Genomic DNA, 21806 nt, shown 5'->3' on the forward strand with positions numbered 1-21806 from the left:
GGCTCGTCGCTGCCCGACGGCTCCTTGCCCGAGGGCTCGTCGCTGCCCGAGAGGCTCATCGGAACAGCTCCAGCTCCTTGGAATCCACCAGCCCGTGCCTCGAGCACTTCGCCCACCATCCGTCCGGGCGTACCTGCACGATCATCCGGCGACCGCACTCGGCGCAGAATCTGGGCGGTTCGAGGCCGAGCTGAGCCGCGGTCGGCACGGCGCTACCCGCCGGGTCGCCGGTGTAGACGTTGTAGACCCCTGCGCCGACGGGAGCGGGGAGGTCGCGCACCATCACAGGGTCGCGTTGAGGGCCTTGATCGGCATCTGCAGATCCTCCAGCAGCTCCAGGTCGGCTTCGGCCGGTCGTCCCAACGTGGTCAGGTAGTTGCCGACGATGACGGCGTTGATGCCGCCCAGGATGCCCTTCTTGGCGCCGAGGTCACCGAGGGTGATCTCCCGGCCGCCCGCGAACCGCAGCATCGTGCGCGGCAGCGCCAGCCGGAACGCCGCCACCGCCTTGAGCGCCTCGGCCGCCGGCAGTACCTCCAGATCGCCGAACGGCGTGCCCGGACGCGGATTGAGGAAGTTCAGCGGCACTTCGTGCGGATCCAGCGCGGCGAGGTTGGCGGCGAACTCGGCGCGCTGCTCGAGCGTCTCACCCATGCCGAGGATGCCGCCGCAGCACACCTCCATGCCGGCCTCGCGGACCATCTGCAGGGTGTCCCAGCGTTCTTCCCAGGTGTGGGTGGTGACGACGTTGGTGAAGAACGACCGCGCCGTCTCGAGGTTGTGGTTGTAGCGGTGCACACCCATCGCCGAGAGCCGCTCGACCTGTTCGGCGGTCAGCATGCCCAGCGAGCAGGCGATGTGGATGTCGACCTCGTTGCGGATCGCCTCGATACCCGCGGCCACCTGTGCCAGCAGCCGCTCGTCGGGTCCACGCACCGCGGCCACGATGCAGAACTCGGTTGCGCCGGTCTTGGCGGTCTGCTTGGCGGCCTCCACCAGGCTCGGTACATCGAGCCATGCGCTGCGCACCGGGGAGGCGAAAAGCCCCGACTGGGAGCAGAAATGGCAGTCCTCCGGGCAGCCGCCGGTCTTGAGGCTGATGATGCCCTCGACCTCGACGTCGGGGCCGCACCAGGCCATCCGCACCTCGTGCGCCAGCGCCAGCAGTTCGTCGAGCCGATCATCCGGCAACTGCAGCACCTGCAGGGTCTGGTCCTGGTCGAGGCCCTGGCCCCGCTCCAGCACCTGTTCGCGTGCCACCGCCAGAATGTCGCTCACCCGTGCTCCCCTACAACCGTCACTTGAACGCGACGGTCGAACCGTCACTCGAACGCGACGGCCGAACCGTCACTTGAACACGACGGTCGAACCGTCCCTTGAACACCGTTCAGGTTAGGGTACCGGCGTGCAGCTCCACAAACGCGACGTGGTCGAGGCCGCGACCACACTGCTGGACAGCTACGGCATCGCCGACCTGTCGATGCGCCGGCTGGCCCGTGAGCTCGACGTCTCCGCCGGCGCGTTGTACTGGCACTTCGCCAACAAGCAGCAGCTGCTCGGCGCGGTGGCCGACCGCATCCTCGAACCGGTCCACACCCGCCCCGGCGACTGGCGTGACCGGATCATGGGCCTGTGCGGGCAGCTGCGCGAGGCCCTGCTGTCGCACACCGACGGCGCCGAGCTGGTGTCGGCCAGCCTGGCCGCCGGCCAGTCGGCCGTGATGGTCGACCTGCTCGCCGCGCTGGGCGAGGCCGCGACCGACGCCGGGGTGGCGCCCGACAACGCCGAGGTGACCGCGCGCACCGTGGTCTACTACGTGCTCGGCTTCACCGCCGACGAGCAGTCGCGGCTGCAGTGGGACGCCGCGGGCGCCGATGTCGTGCAGCCGGTGTGGACCGAGAACCCGACCGCCCGGTTCGGCTTCGGGCTGGGGTTGCTCGTCGACGGCATCGCCGCGCACAGCCGCGCCGGGGCCTGACCCGCCGGCCCGGCGCCTCAGCGTGGTGCGGCCCCGATCCGAAACTCGGTTTTCGACCCACCGTCCCAGCGGCGCAACCCGACCACGCTGCCGTCGATGTCCGTCGGCCTCCCGGCGATCCGCACGGCGCGGCCCAACACAGCCGGCTCGATTCGGCGCGCCACCGTGACGTGGCCGGTCCACTGCCCCGGCAGGGCGTTGGCCATCGGTCCGGGATGCAGGTAGGGAAGGCAGATCCGGTGTACCTCGGCGTGAATGTCGAGCAGCTCGGGAGTCGGCACCAGCAGCCGCGCGAGCACCATTTTGCCCCGGCCGAACACCACCGGCGCGCCGATCCGGCACGGCACGGGCAATCTGGTCGCCAACGGTGCAAGCAGCGCCTCTACGTCGGGATCGATGAGTTCGGCCACCGTCAGTGTCGTGTGGGGCCGACTCCGCGGTGCCTGACTGGGGATTCCGGCCTCGCGCAGGTCATCCCAGATCCGCCGGATCGATTCCTCCGTGCCGGGATCGAAAACCAGCTCCACCGAGTGGGCCATCAGCCGACGAGGCTTTCGACCCACGACCGATCGAAGGCCAGGGCGCTGATCCGCTCGAAATCGGTGGCGCCCAGTGACCCGATACCCGCGGGCAACGCGGCGCGCACCGGGGCCAGCCGGGCCAGGGCCTCGCGGTTGTCCGTCTCGGCGACACCGGGCCGGGCCGGCCACGCGCCGATCACCAGCCCGGCGCTGGGCACGGCCCGGGCCGCCAGCGCCTCCAGCGTCAGGGCGGTGTGGTTGAGCGTGCCCAGGCCGGGCGCCACCACCGTCAGAACGGCCGCGCCCAGGTCGGCGGCGACGTCCCGCAGGGTCACCCCGCCCGCGCCGATCTCGACCAGCAGACCGCCGGCACCCTCGACCAGGGTCAGCCGTCCGGGCCGGTCCACCCGCGCGACCAGCTCGGCGAACGCCGCACGGCCGGGCAACTCCGCACCGGCCCGCTCGGCGGCGGCGCGCGGCGCCAACGGCTCGGGAAAGCCTGCCAGCCGGTGCAGGTCGGACACCCCGGACAGCCGGGCCACCTCGGCCAGATCGTCGTCGCCGTCGGCCGTCCCGGTCTGCACCGGTTTGCACACCGCGACGTCGATGCCCGCGAGCCGGGCATGGCACGCCAGCGCGGCGGTGGCGACCGTCTTGCCGACGCCGGTATCGGTTCCGGTGACGACGAGGACGCTCACGCCGGTGACAGCACCGCGGTCAGCACCTCGCGGGCCAGCGACATCTCGTCGTCGGACAGCGAGGCGCGGGCGGTCAGCCGCAGCCGGGAGGTGCCGGCGGGGACGGTGGGCGGGCGGAAGCAGCCGACCCGCACCCCACGATCCAGGCACGCCGCGGCCGCGGCCAGCGCGACCTCGGGCTCCCCGAGGATCACCGACACCACCGCCGAGGCCGGAACCTCGGCGACATCACACATCTCGGCCAGCGCGCCGGCCCGGTCGAGCACCCGCTGCGCCCGCCCGGGTTCGTCGATCAGCACCTGCAGCGCGGCGCGTGCGGCGCCGACGGCCGCGGGCGCCAGGCCGGTGTCGAAGATGAACGGGCGGGCCGCGTCGATCAGGTGGGCCCGCACCGCCGCCGGTCCCAGCACCACGCCGCCCTGGCTGCCCAGCGCCTTGGACATCGTCGTCGTCATCACCACGTCGGGCGCACCGGCCAGGCCGACCTCGTGAAGCAGACCCCGGCCGCCGGTGCCGCGCACGCCGAGCCCGTGGGCTTCGTCCACGATCAGCAGCGCGCCATGCCTACCGCACACCTCGTGCAGCTCGCGCAGCGGCGCGAGGTCACCGTCGGCGGAGAACACCGAGTCGGTCACCACCGCGGCGCGTTGCTCGTCGCGGCGCGCCAGCGCCGCCTCCACCGCCGAGACATCGGCGTGCGGGGTGACCACGACGCGGGCCCGTGCCAGCCGGCATGCGTCGACCAGCGACGCGTGGGTCAGCGCATCCGAGACCAGCAGGGAGCCGGGCCCGGACAGCGACACGACCGCGCCCAGGTTCGCCGTGTAGCCCGACGAGAACACCAGCGCCGACTCCGCTCCGACGAACGCGGCGAGCTCGTCCTCGAACGCCTGGTGCAGCTCGGTGTTGCCGGTGACCAGCCTCGAGCCGGTCGAGCCGGCACCCCAGGTGCGCAGGGCCTGCACGCCGCCGTCGATGACGCGGGGGTGCTGGGACAGGCCCAGGTAGTCGTTCGAGGCCAGGTCCAACTCCGCGCCCACCGGCGGGCGGGTGCGCAGCGACCGGCGCAAACCGGCGGCACGCCGTTGCGCTTCGACCTCGTCGAGCCAGGCCAACGGGGCCAGGCGGGACGGCGTACCGACGTGCGTCACGGTGCTCCTCGGCGGTGGTGCGGAACGTTCTTGAACACCGTTCAGGTTAGAGCACGCGCCACCGCGATCATCGCCGAGGTGATCTCGGCCGTCTCCGACCCGGTGCAGATGTAGGGCGGCATGACGTAGATCAGGTTGCGGAACGGCCGCAGCCACACCCCGTGCTCGATAGCCACCGGTGTCGCGATGCCCAGGTCGACCGGGCGGTCCACCTCGAGCACCCCGATCGCGCCGAGCACCCGGACGTCGACGACGTTGGGCAGCGCCGCCGCAGGTGCCAGGCCCGCGGTCAGACCGGCCTCGATGGCACCCACCCGGGCCGACCAGTCGCCGCCGAGCAGCAGCTCCACCGACGCGACGCTGACTGCGCAGGCCAGCGCGTTGGCCATGAACGTCGGGCCGTGCATCAACGCGCCCGGCGGGTTGTCACTGATCGCCGCGGCCACGCGCCGGGTGCACAGGGTCGCGGCCAGCGTCAGGTAGCCCCCGGTCAGCGCCTTGCCGACGCACATGATGTCGGGGCCGACGCCGGCGTGGTCGGCGGCGAACAGGGCTCCGGTGCGGCCGAACCCGGTCGCGATCTCGTCGAAGATCAACAGCACGCCGTGCTCGTTGCACATCCGGCGCAGGTCGACCAGGTAGCGCGGGTCGTGGAACCGCATGCCGCCCGCGCCCTGCACGACCGGTTCGACGATGACCGCGGCGAGCTCGTCGGCGTGCTCGACGAGCCGCTCCTCGAATGCCTCGGCGTAGCCGGGGTCGTAGGCCGACGGCACCGGCGGCGCGAAGACCTGATCGGCCAGCAGGGAGTTCTTCCCGGTCCACAGCTCGTGCATGCCGCCGTCGGGATCGCACACGCTCATCGGGGTGAACGTGTCGCCGTGGTAGCCGCCGCGCCACGTCATCAGCCGGTGCTTGCCCGGTCGGCCGGTGCACCGCCAGTACTGCAGGGCCATCTTGACCGCGACCTCGACCGACACCGATCCCGAATCGCTGAAGAACACGGTCTCCAGCCCGTCCGGGGTCACCTCCACCAGCAGCTGGGCCAGCCGCGCGGCGGGTTCGTGGGTCAACCCGCCGAACATGACGTGGTTCATAGTGGCGAGCTGACGGGTGATCGCCGCGTCCAGCACCGGGTGGCCGTGCCCGTGCACGGCGGTCCACCAGGAGGCCATCGCATCCAGCACCTCGACGTTGCGCCCCTGGTGAACAAGGGTCAGCCGGGCCCCGCGCGCACCCACCGCCACCACCGGCGCGAGCGCCCCGGGGCCGATCGGACTGTACGGATGCCAGATGTGCGCGGCGTCGATGGCGCTGATCTCGGCGGGCGTCAACGCAGACACCTTCGGTAGATTAACCGTCGATCATGTTGACCCTCGCCCCTGCCCGGCCGGCGGCCTCGACCGACCCGGGCCGATCCTCGTCTGCCGCGACGCCTGTCGCCGGCACGCGCATGGGAACCCGCACATCGGGCTTCTACCGGCACGACCTCGACGGCCTCCGGGGCGTCGCGATCGCGCTGGTGGCGGTGTTCCACGTCTGGTTCGGGCGGGTGTCCGGCGGCGTCGACGTCTTCCTGGTGCTGTCCGGGTTCTTCTTCGGCGGGCGGCTGTTGCGCGGCGCGCTCACCCCCGGGGCATCGCTGAAGCCGGTGCCGGAGATCACCCGGCTGATCCGGCGGCTGCTGCCCGCACTGGTCGTGGTGCTGGCCGCCGCGGCGGTACTGACCATCCTGATCCAGCCGGAGACCCGCTGGGAGACCTTCGCCGACCAGAGCCTGGCCAGCCTCGGCTACTACCAGAACTGGGAGTTGGCCAACTCCGCGTCGGACTATCTGCGCGCCGGCGAGGCCGTCAGTCCGCTGCAGCACATCTGGTCGATGTCGGTGCAGGGGCAGTTCTACATCGCCTTCCTGGCGCTGGTCCTGCTGTCGGCGTTCCTGTTCCGGTCGTTCGGCAGGCACATGCGGACGGCGTTCCTGGTGTTGCTCAGCGCGCTGACCATCGCCTCGTTCGTGTACGCGATCATCGCCCACAACGCCGATCAGGCCACCGCCTACTACAACAGCTTCGCGCGGGCATGGGAGCTGTTGGTCGGCGTGCTGGTCGGCGCACTGGTCCCGTATTTCCGCTGCCCGATGTGGCTGCGCACCACCCTCGCGGTGGTGGCGCTGGCCGCCATCCTGTCCTGCGGTGCGCTCATCGACGGGGTCAAGGAGTTCCCCGGTCCCTGGGCGCTGGTACCGGTCGGCGCGGCCCTGCTGTTCATCCTGTCGGCGGCCAACCGGTATGCCGACCCGCATACGCAGGGCCGCATCCCGGCGCCGAACCGCCTGCTGGGCACCAAGGCGTTCATGTCGCTGGGCGCCATGGCGTACTCGCTGTACCTGTGGCACTGGCCGCTGTTGATCTTCTACCTCGTCTACACCGGCAATACCCGCGTCGACTTCCTCGAGGGTTCGGCGATCCTGTTGGTGTCCGGCGCGCTGGCCTGGCTGACCACCCGCTACGTCGAGGACCCGCTGCGTACCCGCAGCGCGGCGACGGCCACCGCGCCGGTCACCTCGGCGCCGCTGCGGGCCCGGCTGCGCAGGCCGACGATCGTGCTCGGCTCCACCGTCGCACTGCTCGGGGTCGCGCTGACCGCGACGTCGTTCACCTGGCGCGAGCACGTGACCGTGCTGCGTGCCAACGGCAAGGAACTGGCCGGGTTGTCCTACAGCGACTACCCGGGCGCGCGGGCGCTGCTCGACCACGCCAGGGTGCCCAAGCTGCCGATGCGCCCGACGGTCTTGGAGGCCGAGGACGACCTGCCGATCTCCACCACCGAGGGTTGCATCAGCGACTTCGACAACGTCAGCGTCATCAACTGCACCTACGGCGACAAGGACGCCGACCGCACCATCGCGCTGGCCGGCGGATCGCACGCCGAGCACTGGATCACCGCGCTGGACCTGCTCGGTCGGATGCACCACTTCAAGGTGGTGACCTACCTGAAGATGGGCTGTCCGCTGACCACCGAGAAGGCACCGTTGATCATGGGATCCACCCGACGTGACCCGGACTGCCATGTCTGGAACCTGAAGGTGATGTCCAAGCTGATCGCCGAGCGGCCCGACTATGTGTTCACCACGTCGACGAGGCCGTGGAACATCAAGGACGGCGATGTGATGCCGGCCACCTACATCGGCATCTGGCAGCAGTTCTACGACAATGACATCCAGGTGCTCGCGATGCGCGACACCCCGTGGATCCTCGACGAGGACCGCGACCCGTTCCGGCCGCGGGACTGCCTCGCCGACGGTGGTGACGCGGTCTCCTGCGGCATGCACCGGTCGGAGGCGCTGTCGGACCGCAACCCCACCCTGGCCTTCGTCAGCCGATTTCCCAACCTCAAGCCCCTGGACATGACCGATGCGATATGCCGTGCGGACGAATGCCGTGCAGTGGAGGGAAATGTGCTGATCTACCACGACTCTCATCACATCTCGGCCACGTACATGCGCACCATGGCCAACGAGCTGGGCCGCCAGATCGCCGCCATCACCGGCTGGTGGACCACCTGATGGCCTCACTCGAACCGCCGTCCATACCCACCGTATGGCCGGGGGCCGCCTACCCCCTCGGCGCGACCTATGACGGTGCGGGGACGAACTTCTCGCTGTTCTCCGAGGTCGCCGAACGCGTCGAGCTGTGCCTGATCGGCAAGGACGGCCGCGAGCACCGCATCGAGCTCGACGAGGTCGACGGCTACGTCTGGCACTGCTACCTGCCCACCGTCACGCCCGGGCAGCGGTACGGCTACCGGGTGCACGGACCGTGGAACCCGTCGGCCGGGCACCGTTGCGACCCGAGCAAGCTGCTGCTCGATCCCTACGGCAAGTCCTTTCACGGCGATTTCGCGTTCACCCAGGCGCTGTTCTCCTACGACCTGCAGGCCGACGACCTGGTCACCGGCGGGGTGCCGCCGCAGATCGACTCGCTCGGCCACACCATGACCAGCGTCGTGATCAACCCGTTCTTCCAGTGGGGCTCCGACCGGGCCCCCAGCACGCCGTATCACGAGACGGTGATCTACGAGGCGCATGTCAAGGGCATGACGCAGTCGCATCCCGGCGTCCCCGAGGAGCTGCGGGGCACCTATGCCGGGCTGGCGCATCCGGTGATCATCGACCACCTCAAGGCGCTCGGCGTCACCGCCATCGAGCTGATGCCGGTGCACCAGTTCCTGCACGACCACCGGCTGCTGGACCTCGGCCTGCGAAATTACTGGGGGTACAACACCTTCGGATTCTTCGCGCCGCAGGCACAGTACGCCGCATCCAAGCATGCCGGCGGCGCGGTCGCCGAGTTCAAGTCGATGGTGCGGGCGTTCCACGAGGCGGGCATCGAGGTCATCCTCGACGTGGTCTACAACCACACCGCCGAGGGCAACCACCTGGGCCCGACGATCAACTTCCGCGGTATCGACAACGCCGCCTACTACCGGCTGCTCGACGGCGACCCACGCTACTACAAGGACTTCACCGGCACCGGCAACAGCCTCAACGCCCGCCACCCGCACACCCTGCAGCTGATCATGGACTCACTGCGCTACTGGGTGATCGAGATGCGCGTCGACGGGTTCCGGTTCGACCTGGCCGCCACGCTGGCCCGCGAGTTCTACGACGTCGACCGGCTGTCCGCGTTCTTCGACCTGGTGCAGCAGGACCCGGTGGTCAGCCAGGTCAAGCTCATCGCCGAACCATGGGACATCGGCGAGGGCGGCTACCAGGTCGGGAACTTCCCAGGTTTGTGGACCGAGTGGAACGGGAAATACCGCGACACTGTGCGTGATTACTGGCGGGGCGAGCCCGCAACCCTGGGTGAGTTCGCGTCCCGGCTGACCGGGTCGTCGGATCTGTACGAGGCGACCGGCCGTCGGCCCAGCGCCAGCATCAACTTCGTCACCTGCCATGACGGCTTCACCCTCAATGACCTGGTGTCCTACAACGAGAAGCACAACGCGGCCAACGGCGAGGACAACCGCGACGGCGAGAGCCACAACCGGTCGTGGAACTGCGGCGTCGAGGGACCCACCGATGTACCGGAGATCCTGGAGTTGCGCGGCAGGCAGATGCGCAACATCCTGGCCACGTTGATGCTCTCGCAGGGCACCCCGATGATCGCGCACGGTGACGAGATCGGACGAACCCAGCGCGGCAACAACAACGTCTACTGCCAGGACTCCGAGTTGTCCTGGATGGACTGGTCGCTGTGCGAGACCAACGCCGACCTGCTCGAATTCACCCGCAAGGTGGTCAAATTCCGCAAGGAACACCCGGTGTTCCGGCGGCGGCGGTTCTTCGAGGGCAAACCGTTGCGCACCAGCGGGCATGTCGGCGACATCGCCTGGCTGAAGGCATCGGGCACCGAGATGACCTCCGAGGACTGGGGCTCGGGATTCAAGTCCGTCGGCGTCTTCCTCAACGGAGAGGCCATCCCGAATTCCAGCGCACGGGGCGAGCGGGTCGTCGACGATTCGTTCCTGCTCTGCTTCAACGCCCACGGCAGGCCGGTGGACTTCGTCATGCCCGAGGGCTACGCCCAGGAGTGGGTCGCCGACCTCGACACCGCCGACCCCACCGGCGCCAACGGGCAGACGATGGCCGCCGGAGACAAGATCTCCGTCGCGCCCCGGTCGCTGCTCGTGCTGCGCAAGACCGCCTGACCGATGGCGGTCCTGTCGACCTACCGGCTCCAGATGCGGGGTCCGGCCAGTGGCGGGGCGTTCACCTTCGCCGATGCCGCCGGGCTCGTCGACTACCTCGCCGACCTCGGGGTATCACACCTGTACCTGTCCCCCATCCTGACCGCCACCGAGGGCTCCAGCCACGGCTACGACGTGACCGACCCCACGACCGTGTCGGCCGAACTCGGCGGTGCCGAGGGTTTCGGGCAGCTCGTCTCCGCCGCGAAGTCGGCGGGGCTCGGCGTGATCGTCGACATCGTGCCCAACCACGTAGGGGTCGACCCGCCGGCGCAGAACCGCTGGTGGTGGGATCTGCTGACGCACGGACGGCAATCGGCGTACGCCTCCTACTTCGACATCGACTGGACACTGGATCCGGACGGCCGAATCGTGTTGCCGGCACTGGGTTCCGACGGTGACGCGGCCGACCTCGTCGTCGACGGCGACTCGTTGCGGCTCGGCGACCTGCGCTTCCCGATCTGTCCCGGCACCGCCGACGACGGCGCTGCGGGCCCGGAGGTCCACGACCGTCAGCATTACCGACTGGTCGGTTGGCGCAACAATGTCTGCGGCTACCGCCGGTTCTTCTCCATCACGTCGCTGGCCGGCCTGCGTCAGGAGGACCGGGCGGTGTTCGACGCCACCCACGCCGAGGTGGGCCGCTGGTTCGCCGAGGACCTGGTGGACGGGATCCGCATCGACCACCCGGACGGATTGTCCGACCCCGCAGGCTATCTGGTTTGGCTGCGGGAACTCGCGGGCCCGGAGGCGTGGATCGTCATCGAGAAGATCCTGGCCGTCGACGAACCGTTGGACCCCAGCCTGCCGGTGGCGGGCACCACCGGCTACGACGCGCTGCGCGAGGCCGGCGGCGTCTTCGTCGACCCGACCGGGGCGGAGGCGCTGACCGCGTTGGTGAAGGCGGCCGGAGTCGACCACTCCGACACCGCGGTCGAGGCCCGTTTACTCAAGGTGGCAGCCGTCACCGGAACCCTCGCCAGCGAATTGGCACGCCTGCGCCGGGCGATCGTGATGGCGGTCGGCGCCGATCACGAGCAGCTCCCAACAGCGGTGTCGGCGCTGCTCAGTCGCATCGGCGTGTACCGCTGCGACTACCTGTCTTTGTCACAGGTGCTGTCGGTCGCGATCGCAGACACCATCGCCGCGGAACCCGAATCGGCGGCCCCGTTGGAGTTGCTGTCCTCGGCGTTGACCCGGTCTGGCGAAGTCGATGCGCGACTGCAGCAGCTGTGTGGCGCGGCCACCGCCAAGGCGATGGAGGACTGCCTGTTCTACCGGGATGCGCGACTGGTGTCGCTCAACGAGGTCGGCGGCGAGCCGGAGCGTTTCGGGGTCAGCGCAGCGGAATTCCATCGTCGAGCCGCGGTGCGGGCCGCGCTGTGGCCTGCCACCATGACGGCCCTGAGCACCCATGACACCAAGCGGGGCGAAGATGTCCGGGCCCGCATCGGGGTGCTGTCCCAGGTGCCGTCGCTGTGGTCGGAGCTGGTGCACGGTTGGCAGCGCAGCACACCGTGTCCGGATGCGACCACCGCGATGTTCCTGCTGCAGAACATCTTCGGCGTGTGGCCCACCGACGGCCCCGTCGACGCCGAACTGCGCGAGCGGCTACATGCCTACGCCGAGAAAGCGACGCGCGAGGCCGGGCTGCACACCGGCTGGAACGACCCGGACACCGAATTCGAGGCCGCGGTGCACACGTGGCTCGACGCGATCCTCGACGGTCCCGTCGCGACGGAGTTGACCGCGCTGCTGGACCGGTTGTCACCCCATGCGCACTCCGATGCCCTGGGACAGAAGCTGATCTCGCTGACCGCACCTGGAATACCGGATGTCTACCAGGGCACCGAACTGTGGGAGGACAGCCTCGTCGACCCGGACAACCGGCGGGCGGTGGACTACAACGAGCGCCGTGCCGCGCTGGCCGACATGACGCACCCGAAGATGCGCGTCGTGTGTGCAGCATTGCGGCTGCGCCGCGACCGACCCGAAACGTTCCTCTCGGGCGGCCACTACCCGGTCTATTCCGCAGGTTCGGCCGCCGAGCACGTCGTGGCGTTCCGGCGTGGCGAGGACGTACTGGTGGCTGTCAGCCGGTGGACCGTGCGGCTGGGCGAAAACGGCTGGGACAACACGGTCGTAGCGATTCCGGACGGTTCGTGGACCGATCTGTTGTCCGGCGTGACCCGGTCCGGCCCCGTCCTCGCGAGCGACCTGTTCGCCGAACTGCCCGTCGCGCTGCTGGTGCGTGCCGATGGCTGATCCCCGACTGCCGGCTCAGCCGGGTGAACACGAATTCGTCGTCTGGGCGCCACGGCCCGAACGCGTCCGACTCGACCTCGATGGCGACCTGTACCCGATGGCCCGTGATGACGACGGGTGGTGGCGCGCCGTGGTCGCCGCCGGCCCGCAGGCCCGCTACGGCTTTGTGCTGGACGACAATCCCAAGGTATTGCCCGACCCGCGTTCTGCCCGCCAACCCGACGGGGTGCACGGGCGGTCCCAGCTGTGGCACCCGCGCGACGGTGCATGGACCGACGACGACTGGCCGGGCCGCTCCATCGAGGGCGCGGTGATCTACGAGCTGCACATCGGGACGTTCACCGCGGACGGCACCTTCGACTCGGCGATCGAAAAACTCGACTATCTGGTCGATCTCGGCGTCGACTTCGTCGAGGTCATGCCGGTCAACGCGTTCGGCGGCACGCACGGCTGGGGCTACGACGGCGTGCTGTGGTACGCGGTGCACGAACCCTACGGCGGGCCGGACGGCCTGGTCCGGCTCGTCGACGCGTGCCACGGCCGGGGACTGGGCGTGCTCGTCGACGCGGTGTTCAACCATCTCGGGCCGTCCGGCAACTACCTGCCGGAGTTCGGCCCGTACCTGTCCGGCGGCTCCAACCCGTGGGGCGAGTCGATCAACATCTCCGGCGCGGGCGCCGACCCGGTGCGGCGCTACATCGTCGACTGCGCACTGCGCTGGATGCGCGAGTTCCACGTCGACGGGTTGCGGTTGGATGCGGTGCACGCACTGGTCGACACCACCGCCCACCATCTGCTCGAGGAGCTCTCGGCAGAGACCGACGACCTAGCCGCCGACGTCGGCCGGCCGCTGTCGCTGATCGCCGAGAGCGACCTCAACGACCCGCGGCTGATCACCCCCCGCGCCGCGGGCGGCCTCGGTCTGACCGCGCAGTGGGACGACGACATCCACCACGCCATCCACTCGGCCGTCTCCGGCGAAAGACAGGGCTATTACCACGATTTCGGCACCCTGCAGACCCTGGCGCAGACCCTGCGGAACGGGTACTTCCACGCCGGCACCTACTCGTCGTTCCGGCAGCGTCGACACGGCCGCCCGCTGGACACCGCCACCATTCCGGCCACCCGGCTGCTGGCCTACACGCTGACCCACGACCAGGTGGGCAACCGCGCCGTCGGCGACCGCCCGTCGCAGAACCTGTCCACCGGCCAGCTCGCCATCAAGGCCGCCCTGGCACTCGGATCGCCCTATACGGCGATGCTGTTCATGGGCGAGGAATGGGCCTCGTCCTCGCCGTTCCAGTTCTTCAGCTCCCACCCCGAGCCCGAGCTCGGCCGGGCCACCGCCGAGGGGCGCAAGCGGGAGTTCGCCGAACACGGCTGGGACGCCGATGAGATCCCCGACCCGCAGGATCCCGAGACCTTCCTGCGCTCCAAGCTGAACTGGGCCGAGGTGACCGAGGGCGACCATGCCCGGCTGCTGGAGTTCTACCGCGCCCTGATCGCACTGCGCCGCAGCGAACCCGACATGGCCGATCCGTGGCTGGACCACCTTCGCATCGACTACGACGAGGACCGGCAGTGGATGGTCATGCACCGTGGCGCGGTGGCCGTGGTGTGCAACCTCGGTGCCGGGCCCGCCGACATCCCGGTGGCCGGTTCGGTGCTGTTGGCCTGGGGCGAGCCGATCCTCGGCGACCGATCCACCCGACTGCCCGGCCACGGCGTCGCCGTGCTCCGCACGCGCGAGAACGGAATCGCGACCGAAGCGCCGTAACATCGCCGGTGCCGGAGGTTCACCGATCACCGGCGCGGTGGTGATCGCGATGGTCGTCACCGCCCGCCTCGTCTACGCCGACACCGGGTGGCAGACGCGCCCAGATGCGGCCATGGCCGCACCGGCGAACCCCGCGACGGCGGCCGACGCCGCGATCGTGACCGGGATCATCTCGAGCGCACTGGTGCTCACCGCGGTCGCCGCCGCCGTGCTGACCGCCGGACAGGGCACGCTGACACTGACCGACTTCGCGGCGCCGGCGGCGATCGCCGTCACCGCGGTGCTGCTGGTGGCGGCGCGGGCGCACCGTGCTCAGGTCAGGTAGCGGTACGTCGGCGACCCCGGCTCGAGCAGCTCGACGTGGCATTCGGAGGCACGCATCCGGGCCAGCAGGCCCTCCAGGTCCGAGGCCGCACCCATCTCGATGCCGACCAGCGCTTCGCCGGTCTCCCGGTTGTTGCGCTTGACGTACTCGAACAGCGTGATGTCGTCGTTGGGCCCGAGCACCTCGTCGAGGAAACGCCGCAGCGCGCCCGGCTCCTGCGGGAAGTCGACCAGAAAATAGTGCTTGAGACCCAGGTGCACCAGCGAGCGCTCCAGCACCTCGCCGTACCGGGAGACGTCGTTGTTGCCACCCGAGATCAGGCACACCACGGTGGAGCCGGGCTCGATGTCGGCGTCGGGTAGCGCGGTGACCGACAGCGCGCCGGCCGGCTCGGCGATGATGCCCTCGTTCTGGTAGAGGTCGAGCATCGCGGTGCACACCGCACCCTCGTCGACCGTCGTAATCGACACCATGTCCCCGGCCGCCGACAGCGCGGCGAACGGCATCGTGCCGACGCGCGCGACCGCCGCGCCGTCGACGAACTGGTCGACGTGCTCGAGGTTGACCGGCTCCCCGCTGGCCAGCGCGGCCACCAGTGCCGCCGCCCCGGCGGGCTCCACGCCGAGGACCGACGTGGTCGCGGTGCGCTCGGCGAGGTAGGTGGTGACGCCGCTGATGCATCCGCCGCCACCGACCGGGACGACCACCAGGTCGGGTTCGGCGCCGAGCTGGTCGAGGATCTCCACCGCGATGGTGCCCTGCCCGGCCATGGTGCGGACGTCGTCGTAGGGGGGCACCAGCGTGGCGCCGGTGCGGGCCACGTCGTCGGCCGCGGCCGCGGCCGCCATGTCGTAGGTCTTGCCCCCGACGATCAGCTCGATGAAGTCACCGCCGTGATAGCGGATCCGGTCGCGCTTCTGCTTCGGCGTCTTGGCGGGCACGTATACCCGGCCGTGCACGGCCATCGACCGGCACGCCAGCGCGAAACCCTGCGCGTGGTTGCCCGCCGACGAGCACACCACCCCGGCGGCCTTCTCTTCGGGGCTGAGCTGCATCAGCAGGTTGTAGGCACCCCGCAGCTTGTAGGAGCGCACCGCCTGCAGATCCTCGCGCTTGAGGTAGACCTGCGCGCCGGTGATCTCCGAGAGCCGATCGCTGAACTGCAGCGGGGTCTGGGAGACCACACCGGAAATTCGCCGAGCGGCCTCGTCGATGTCCGCGGCGCGTAGCGGCGCGGCGGGATCGATGCGGGGGCCATGGCTCAGCTCAGCGGACACCGAACAATGGTGCCACCGCAGGCCCCGGCGGCAAAAACCGGCTCAGCCGACCGGCGTCAGCACGAACACCGGGATCTGGCGGTCGGTCTTGGTCTGGTAGTCGGCGTAGTCGGGCCAGGTGGCCACCGCGCGCTCCCACCAGAGCGCCCTCTCGCCGTCGAACACCTCGCGCGCTTCGTAGTCGCCGGTCGTCGTCCCGTCCTGCAGCTCGACGCGGGGGTGGGCTTTGACGTTGTGGTACCAGACCGGGTTCTTCGGCGCGCCGCCCAGCGAGGCCACCACGGCGTACTCGCCGCCGTGTTCGACCCGCATCAACGGCGTCTTGCGGATCTTGCCGGTCTTGGCGCCGATCGTGGTGAGCAGGATGACCGGTCTGCCCTTGAGCTCGGTGCCCCTGGTGCCGCCGGATTCCATGTACTCTTCGGCGTTTTCGCGGGCCCAATCCAGCGTGCTGGGTTCATAATCTCCGGTGAGAGGCATCTAGCCAGACTAGCGAAATCGCGCACCCAAATTCGGTGTTTCGGCTAGCCGAAATCTTTGCCACGAGCTATCGTCGCTTCATGACCACCGCCGGACGATTCCACGTCACTTCGGTTCCATCCGCGACGGTGTCCATCGCCGGGGTGGCCTGGCCCACCTACAAGGTCATCGCACTGCTGGTCGGCCTGCTGGTCTTCGGCGTGGTCGCCGTCGCCACCATGTCCGCGGGCCCGGCGGTGCTCGCCGGCACCGGGGTCGCAACGCTGGCCTGGATCGCGCTTCGCGTCCTGCCGCACCGGGGCTGATCTCGACATCTTTGATGAAGACCGTCATCAACATCGTCCGCGCGGACACCGACTCGCTGATCGGCGCGACCACGGTGACCCGCCGCATGCATGAGGTCGCCGCCGGACGTGGCGTCTCGCTGGAGGTCTTCGTGTTCGCCGGCGCACAACGGGCGCTGACCGACGAGCGCCGCCCGGACTTCAACGAGGCCGTCGATGCGCTGATCACCGCGGGCATCCCGGTCAGCGCCTGCCTGAACTTCGCCCTCTCCCCCGGCGCCACCGAGGCCCTGGCCAAGCGCGGAATCCAACTCGAGGCCGCCCGGGAGGCCTAGCTGCGCTTCACCGCCGAGCGCGCGACGGTCATCAGCATCTGACCCGGAACCCCGGGGCCGGCACTCAGCGCCCGGTCTGACGCAACACCCACGGCAGCACCGCCAGCGCCGCCGCCTGAATCGCCACGACCACGACGATCACCAGCGCCACCGACCTCGAGTACAGCAGGCCGGTGAGGGCCCCACCGGCGGCAGCGGCGACGCCTATCACCGCCGCGTAGACGCCGTAGGCGGTGGCGCGCCGCGCCGGCTCGACGAGGTCGGCGACGACCGCACGCAGCGTGGATTCCTGGATGCCGACCGCCGCCCCCCAAACCAGCGCACCGGCCAGCACCGGGCCGAGATGGTTGCCGAACGCGAGCACCGGCACCAGCCCCGCCAGCACCGGCAACGCACCCAGCACCCGGGCCCCGACCCGGTCGTACGCCCACCCGGTGATCAGCGCAGCAACCGCGTCGGCGGCCATCGCCGCGGCATAGATGACCGGCACCAACGCCACGGCTACGATCCCGCGCTCCACCTGATGGAAGGACAGCACACCGAATGTGGTGAACCCCGTCATCGTCGCCGCCGAGAAAACCGAGTACACCCAGAACGTCCGCGGCAGCGAGCGGAGCATGGGCTGCGCGACAACCGTCTTGGTGGGCTCGGCGGCGGTGACCTCGTAGCGGGCCGGCTCGGGGACCCGCGCCCGCAGCCAACCGAGCAGGACCAGCACGCCGACCCCCGGCAGCACCAGCATCGCCAACGTGGGGCCGTAGTCGTCGTGGAAGACGACCAGCATCCCCGCCACCGCCAGCGGCCCGGCGATCGCACCGACCTGGTCCATCGCCTCGTGCACGGCGAAACCGCGGCCGCGTCCGGTCACCGCGGTCGCATGGGACAGCAGCGTGTCCTTGGCGGGGCTGCGCACCGCCTTGCCGACGCGCTCGGCGATCACCAGCGTCGCGGCGGCCCACAGCACGCCGACGATCCCGAGGAACGGCACGGTGAACACGGTCAGCGCGTAGCCGGTGATGGTCCAGGCCCAGAACCGGCCGGTGCGATCGGCCAGCGGACCCGAGACCACCCGCAACAGCAGCGCGGCGGCCTCACCGACGCCGGTCACCGCGCCGACCACCACCGCCGATGCGCCCAGCGACGCGAGCAGGGGCCCGGTGATCGACCGGGCGCCTTCGTAGACGACGTCGGCGAGAAGGCTGATGACGCCGAACGTCGTGACGAACCGCCAGGCGCTCAGGCCGACGGGCGGCCGGCGGTCAGCCACCGAGGCAGCCGGGTCCCAGCAGTTCCTTCAGGTCACCCATCAACGCCGACGACGGGGTCACCCGTAGGGACTGATCGAGTTCCAGCGTGGTGATGCGCTCACCGCTGATCAACCGCAAGTGCACCTGGGCGGTGCCGGGATGGCGGGCCAGCACCTGTTTGAGCGCACTGACCTTGTCGACGGTGCACTGCCGGGTCGGCAGGCTCACCGCCACCGGACGGTTGACCTGCGCGCTGGAGAAGTCCGGGACCACCAGTTCGTTGGCGATCAGCGAGATGCGGTCGTCGCGGATCGCCACCTTGGCGCCCACCAGGACGACGGCGTCGTCGGCGATCTCGGCGCCGAACATCGAATACGTCTGCGGGAAGAACAGCACCTCGATGCCGCCGGTGAGGTCTTCGATCTGCGCCGACGCCCACGGCAGCCCGTTCTTGTTGACCCGGCGGTTGACCGAGGCCAGGATGCCTCCTACCCGCACCTGGGTGTCGTTGGCGATGTCCCCGTCCAGGATCGCCGGGATCTGGGTGTCGACCTGCGCGGTCAGCAGATGGGCCACGCCGTTGAGCGGATGACCGGAGACGTAGAGGCCGAGCATCTCACGCTCCAGCGCCAGCTTGTGCTTGTCCTCCCACTCCTCGCCGGGCACCTTGATGGTGAACACGGAGTCCCCGGTGTCGGTCCCCGACCCGTCCGCCCCGCCGAAGAGGTCGAACTGCCCCATCGCCTCGGCCTTCTTGGTGCCGAGCACGGAGTCGACGGCATCGGTGTGCACCAGAAACAGGCCCTTGCGCGGATGCCCGAGCGAGTCGAACGCTCCGGCCTTCACCAACGACTCCGTCACCTTCTTGTTGCACGCGGCGATGTCGATCTTGTTCAGGTAGTCGGAGAAGTCGGTAAACTTGCCCTTCTCGGTGCGGGTGTTGACCAGGGAGGCAACCACATTGGTGCCGACGTTGCGGACCGCGCCGAGTCCGAACCGGATGTCGTCGCCCACCGACGCGAAGTTCTGCACCGACTCGTTCACGTCGGGCGGCAGCACGGTGATCCCCAGCCTGCGGCAGTCCGCCAGGTACACCGCGGCCTTGTCCTTGTCGTCGCCGACCGAGGTGAGCAGCCCGGCCATGTATTCGGCCGGATAGTTCGCCTTCAGGTAGGCGGTCCAGTACGACACCAGCCCGTAGCCGGCGGCGTGGGACTTGTTGAACGCATAGCCCGCAAAGGGAAGGATGGTGTCCCACAACGCCTTGACCGCACCCTCGGAGAACCCGTTGGCGGTCATCCCCTCGTAGAAGCCCTTGTACTCCGCCTCCAGCACCTCGAGCTTCTTCTTGCCCATGGCCTTTCGCAGCGCATCGGCTTTGCCCATCGTGTAGGACGCCACCTTCTGCGCGATGAACATGATCTGCTCTTGGTAGACGATCAGGCCGTAGGTCTCGGACAGGATCTCCCGGAGCGGTTCCTCCAGCTCGGGGTGGATCGGCTTGATCGGCTGGCGGGCGTTCTTGCGGTCGGCGTAGTCGTTGTGGGCGTTCATGCCCATCGGCCCGGGCCGGTACAGCGCCAGCACCGCGACGATGTCGTTGAACTCGGTGGGCTGCATGCGCCGCAACAGATCCCGCATCGGGCCGCCGTCGAGCTGGAACACGCCGAGAGTGTCGCCGCGGCCGAGAAGTTCGTAGGCCTTCGGATCGTCCAGGGTCAACGACTCGAGGTCCAGGTCGATGCCGCGGTTGGCCTTGATGTTCTCGATACAGTCGCCGATGATCGTCAGGTTGCGCAGGCCGAGGAAGTCCATCTTGAGTAGACCGATGGCCTCGCAGGACGGATAGTCCCACCCGGTGATCACCGCACCGTCCTGCGGGCGCCGCCACAGCGGGATCGACTCGATCAGCGGCTCCGAGCTCATGATGACCGCGCATGCGTGCACGCCGGCGTTGCGCACCAGCCCTTCCAGGCCGCGTGCGGTCTCGTAGATGGTCCGCACGTCGGGGTCGGTGTCGATCAGGCCGCGGACCTCCGCGGCCTCCTTGAACCGCTCGTGGTTCGGATCGGTGATACCCGACAGCGGGATGTCCTTGGCCATGATGGGCGGGGGCAGCGCCTTGGTGATCCGGTCGGCGATCGCGAAGCCGGGCTGGCCGTAGTGCACCCGCGCCGAATCCTTCAGCGCGGCCTTCGTCTTGATGGTGCCGAACGTGATGACCTGGGCCACCCGGTCACTGCCCCACTTGTTCGCGGCGTAGCGCAGCATCTCGCCGCGGCGGCGGTCGTCGAAGTCGATGTCGATGTCGGGGGCCGACGGCCGTTCGGGGTTGAGGAAGCGCTCGAACAGCAGCCCATGCGGGATCGGATCGATGTTGGTGATGCCCAGCGCGTAGGCGACCAGCGATCCGGCCGCCGACCCGCGGCCCGGTCCCACCCGGATGTCCACCGAACGGGCGTAGTTGATCAGGTCGGCCACGATCAGGAAGTACGACGGGAAGCCCTTGTCGCAGATGACCTTGATCTCGTAGTCGGCCCGCTCGATGTAGTTCCGGCCGACACCGGACGGGAAGCGCCGACGCAGCCCCGCCATGACCTCGTGCTGCAGCCACGACGCCTGGTCGTGCCCGTCGGGTACCGGGAAGATCGGCATCCGGTCGCGGGGATCCCACACCTCTGCGTAGGACTGCACCCGCTCGGCGATCAGCAGCGTCGAGTCGCATGCGCCGGGCACCTGGTCGTCCCACAGCGCCCGCATCTCGGTCGCCGGCTTCAGGTAGTAGCCGTCGCCGTCGAACTTGAAGCGGTTCGGATCCGAGAGCGTCTTGCCGGTCTGCACGCACAGCAGCGCCTCGTGGTTCTGCGCGGCGTCGCGGGTGACGTAGTGGCAGTCGTTGGTGGCCAGCGGCGGAATCCCGAGCTTGCGGCCGACCTCGATCAGGCCGTCGCGCACCCGGCGCTCGATGGACAGCCCGTGGTCCATCAGCTCGAGGAAGAAGTTGTCGGGCCCGAAGATCTCCCGCCACTTCGCCGCGGCCTCGAGCGCCTCCCGGTCGTGCCCGAGCCGGAGCCGGGTCTGCACCTCGCCCGAGGGGCAGCCTGTGGTGGCGATGATGCCGTCCGCGTGCTCGGCGATCAGCTCGGCATCCATCCGCGACCACTTGCCCAACTGGCCCTCGAACGATGCCAGCGAGGACAGCTTGAACAGGTTCCGCAGCCCGGTGGCGTTCTCGGCCACCATCGTCATGTGGGTGTACGAGCCGCTGCCGGACACGTCGTCGGACTTCTGGCTCGGGTCGCCCCAGAGCACGCGCTTGGTGTCGAACCGCGACGCCGGGGCGATGTAGGCCTCGACGCCGATGATCGGCTTGATCCCGGCGTCGGTGGCGGCGTTGTAGAACTCGCTCGCACCGAACATGTTCCCGTGGTCGGTCATCCCGATCGCGGGCATGTCCAGCCGCTGGGCCTCGGCCAGCATCGGTTTGACCTTGGCGGCACCGTCCAGCATCGAGTACTCGGTGTGGTTGTGCAGGTGCACGAACGAGGGCGGATTCGGACCACTCATAGGGACGCCAGTCTATGGCCGCCCACCGACAGCGCACGGCGTGTCGCGGTGCGTGTCTCCGGTTCTTCGGGTCCCGCGCCGAGCGACGACGCGACGCGCTGTTTCAGCAATCCCGTCTTGCCACTGTGTGTCAATTGCCCGGCAACCCCAGTG

The 21806-nt window shown here is 69.4% G+C and carries 18 protein-coding genes; 8 read left to right on the top strand and 10 right to left on the bottom strand.

The window, feature by feature from the left end; translation table 11 throughout:
- Nucleotides 1-55: 55 nt before the first annotated feature.
- Both bsaP and bioB read right to left on the bottom strand, forming a co-directional pair.
- The gene (gene bsaP, locus JDV09_RS12255; protein WP_221369403.1) at nucleotides 56-283 is read right to left on the bottom strand and encodes a biotin synthase auxiliary protein BsaP; all 228 of its coding nucleotides are present in this window, start codon (nucleotides 281-283) and stop codon (nucleotides 56-58) included.
- Nucleotides 283-1278, bottom strand: coding sequence for a biotin synthase BioB (gene bioB, locus JDV09_RS12260; RefSeq protein ID WP_221369404.1), 996 nt, complete (start codon nucleotides 1276-1278; stop codon nucleotides 283-285). The genes bsaP and bioB overlap by 1 nt, the downstream gene beginning before the upstream one ends.
- Nucleotides 1279-1405: 127 nt before the next feature.
- On the opposite strand from bioB, the gene JDV09_RS12265 reads away from it, so the two are divergent.
- Entirely contained in the window at nucleotides 1406-1978 is a 573-nt protein-coding gene (locus JDV09_RS12265) for a TetR family transcriptional regulator (RefSeq protein WP_221369405.1), read from the top strand.
- Between the two features lie 17 nt (nucleotides 1979-1995).
- Here the strand turns inward: JDV09_RS12265 and JDV09_RS12270 are convergent, their stop codons facing one another.
- The 4 genes from JDV09_RS12270 to JDV09_RS12285 are packed head-to-tail and all read right to left on the bottom strand — an operon-like array spanning nucleotide 1996 to nucleotide 5691.
- Nucleotides 1996-2517, bottom strand: coding sequence for a 2'-5' RNA ligase family protein (locus JDV09_RS12270; protein WP_221369406.1), 522 nt, complete (start codon nucleotides 2515-2517; stop codon nucleotides 1996-1998).
- Complete coding sequence (bioD, locus tag JDV09_RS12275; protein ID WP_221369407.1) at nucleotides 2517-3197, bottom strand: dethiobiotin synthase; 681 nt, start codon at nucleotides 3195-3197, stop codon at nucleotides 2517-2519. Before bioD ends, JDV09_RS12270 begins: the two co-directional genes overlap by 1 nt.
- On the bottom strand, nucleotides 3194-4348 hold the full coding sequence (locus JDV09_RS12280; protein WP_221369408.1) for an 8-amino-7-oxononanoate synthase: 1155 nt from the start codon (nucleotides 4346-4348) through the stop codon (nucleotides 3194-3196). Before JDV09_RS12280 ends, bioD begins: the two co-directional genes overlap by 4 nt.
- 41 nt (nucleotides 4349-4389) lie before the next feature.
- On the bottom strand, nucleotides 4390-5691 hold the full coding sequence (locus JDV09_RS12285; protein WP_221369409.1) for an adenosylmethionine--8-amino-7-oxononanoate transaminase: 1302 nt from the start codon (nucleotides 5689-5691) through the stop codon (nucleotides 4390-4392).
- Nucleotides 5692-5714: 23 nt separating this feature from the next.
- Here JDV09_RS12285 and sucT point away from each other — a divergent pair, with 23 nt between their 5' ends.
- Genes sucT through JDV09_RS12310 form a run of 5 tightly spaced genes read left to right on the top strand, consistent with a single transcriptional unit; the run spans nucleotide 5715 to nucleotide 14463 of the window.
- Entirely contained in the window at nucleotides 5715-7913 is a 2199-nt protein-coding gene (gene sucT, locus JDV09_RS12290) for an acetyltransferase SucT (RefSeq protein ID WP_221369410.1), read from the top strand.
- The gene (gene glgX / locus JDV09_RS12295) at nucleotides 7913-10057 is read left to right on the top strand and encodes a glycogen debranching protein GlgX (RefSeq protein WP_221369411.1); all 2145 of its coding nucleotides are present in this window, start codon (nucleotides 7913-7915) and stop codon (nucleotides 10055-10057) included. Before sucT ends, glgX begins: the two co-directional genes overlap by 1 nt.
- A 3-nt stretch (nucleotides 10058-10060) precedes the next feature.
- On the top strand, nucleotides 10061-12361 hold the full coding sequence (gene treY / locus JDV09_RS12300) for a malto-oligosyltrehalose synthase (RefSeq protein ID WP_221369412.1): 2301 nt from the start codon (nucleotides 10061-10063) through the stop codon (nucleotides 12359-12361).
- Nucleotides 12354-14138 carry a malto-oligosyltrehalose trehalohydrolase gene (gene treZ, locus JDV09_RS12305; protein ID WP_221369413.1) on the top strand — a complete coding sequence of 595 codons (1785 nt, stop codon included), beginning with the start codon at nucleotides 12354-12356 and terminating at the stop codon, nucleotides 14136-14138. Before treY ends, treZ begins: the two co-directional genes overlap by 8 nt.
- A gap of 49 nt (nucleotides 14139-14187) precedes the next feature.
- Nucleotides 14188-14463, top strand: coding sequence for a hypothetical protein (locus tag JDV09_RS12310; protein ID WP_221369414.1), 276 nt, complete (start codon nucleotides 14188-14190; stop codon nucleotides 14461-14463).
- Here the strand turns inward: JDV09_RS12310 and ilvA are convergent.
- Complete coding sequence (gene ilvA, locus JDV09_RS12315) at nucleotides 14451-15740, bottom strand: threonine ammonia-lyase IlvA (protein ID WP_221369415.1); 1290 nt, start codon at nucleotides 15738-15740, stop codon at nucleotides 14451-14453. The genes JDV09_RS12310 and ilvA overlap by 13 nt on opposite strands.
- 42 nt (nucleotides 15741-15782) lie before the next feature.
- Nucleotides 15783-16220 carry a nitroreductase family deazaflavin-dependent oxidoreductase gene (locus tag JDV09_RS12320; RefSeq protein WP_221369416.1) on the bottom strand — a complete coding sequence of 146 codons (438 nt, stop codon included), beginning with the start codon at nucleotides 16218-16220 and terminating at the stop codon, nucleotides 15783-15785.
- Between the two features lie 80 nt (nucleotides 16221-16300).
- On the opposite strand from JDV09_RS12320, the gene JDV09_RS12325 reads away from it, so the two are divergent.
- The gene (locus JDV09_RS12325; protein WP_221369417.1) at nucleotides 16301-16525 is read left to right on the top strand and encodes a hypothetical protein; all 225 of its coding nucleotides are present in this window, start codon (nucleotides 16301-16303) and stop codon (nucleotides 16523-16525) included.
- A gap of 14 nt (nucleotides 16526-16539) precedes the next feature.
- Nucleotides 16540-16839: a hypothetical protein gene (locus JDV09_RS12330; protein ID WP_221369418.1), complete on the top strand. Its 300-nt coding sequence runs from the start codon at nucleotides 16540-16542 to the stop codon at nucleotides 16837-16839.
- A gap of 64 nt (nucleotides 16840-16903) precedes the next feature.
- Here JDV09_RS12330 and JDV09_RS12335 read toward each other — a convergent pair whose 3' ends face one another.
- Nucleotides 16904-18106, bottom strand: coding sequence for an MFS transporter (locus JDV09_RS12335; protein WP_221369419.1), 1203 nt, complete (start codon nucleotides 18104-18106; stop codon nucleotides 16904-16906).
- Entirely contained in the window at nucleotides 18099-21653 is a 3555-nt protein-coding gene (dnaE, locus tag JDV09_RS12340) for a DNA polymerase III subunit alpha (protein WP_221369420.1), read from the bottom strand. The genes JDV09_RS12335 and dnaE overlap by 8 nt, the downstream gene beginning before the upstream one ends.
- Nucleotides 21654-21806 lie beyond the last annotated feature (153 nt).

The sequence above is a fragment of the Mycolicibacterium xanthum genome, from assembly GCF_019710635.1.
GTDB lineage: Bacteria > Actinomycetota > Actinomycetes > Mycobacteriales > Mycobacteriaceae > Mycobacterium > Mycobacterium xanthum.

Bases quoted from the DNA above. Each gene is read 5' to 3' on its own strand.
- dnaE (WP_221369420.1), bottom strand. From the start codon at position 21,653: ATGAGTGGTCCGAATCCGCCCTCGTTCGTGCACCTGCACAACCACACC.
- bsaP (WP_221369403.1), bottom strand. From the start codon at position 283: ATGGTGCGCGACCTCCCCGCTCCCGTCGGCGCAGGGGTCTACAACGTC.
- JDV09_RS12330 (WP_221369418.1), top strand. From the start codon at position 16,540: ATGAAGACCGTCATCAACATCGTCCGCGCGGACACCGACTCGCTGATC.
- JDV09_RS12320 (WP_221369416.1), bottom strand. From the start codon at position 16,220: ATGCCTCTCACCGGAGATTATGAACCCAGCACGCTGGATTGGGCCCGC.
- treZ (WP_221369413.1), top strand. From the start codon at position 12,354: ATGGCTGATCCCCGACTGCCGGCTCAGCCGGGTGAACACGAATTCGTC.
- JDV09_RS12325 (WP_221369417.1), top strand. From the start codon at position 16,301: ATGACCACCGCCGGACGATTCCACGTCACTTCGGTTCCATCCGCGACG.
- JDV09_RS12310 (WP_221369414.1), top strand. From the start codon at position 14,188: ATGGTCGTCACCGCCCGCCTCGTCTACGCCGACACCGGGTGGCAGACG.
- JDV09_RS12270 (WP_221369406.1), bottom strand. From the start codon at position 2,517: ATGGCCCACTCGGTGGAGCTGGTTTTCGATCCCGGCACGGAGGAATCG.
- treY (WP_221369412.1), top strand. From the start codon at position 10,061: ATGGCGGTCCTGTCGACCTACCGGCTCCAGATGCGGGGTCCGGCCAGT.
- sucT (WP_221369410.1), top strand. From the start codon at position 5,715: ATGTTGACCCTCGCCCCTGCCCGGCCGGCGGCCTCGACCGACCCGGGC.
- glgX (WP_221369411.1), top strand. From the start codon at position 7,913: ATGGCCTCACTCGAACCGCCGTCCATACCCACCGTATGGCCGGGGGCC.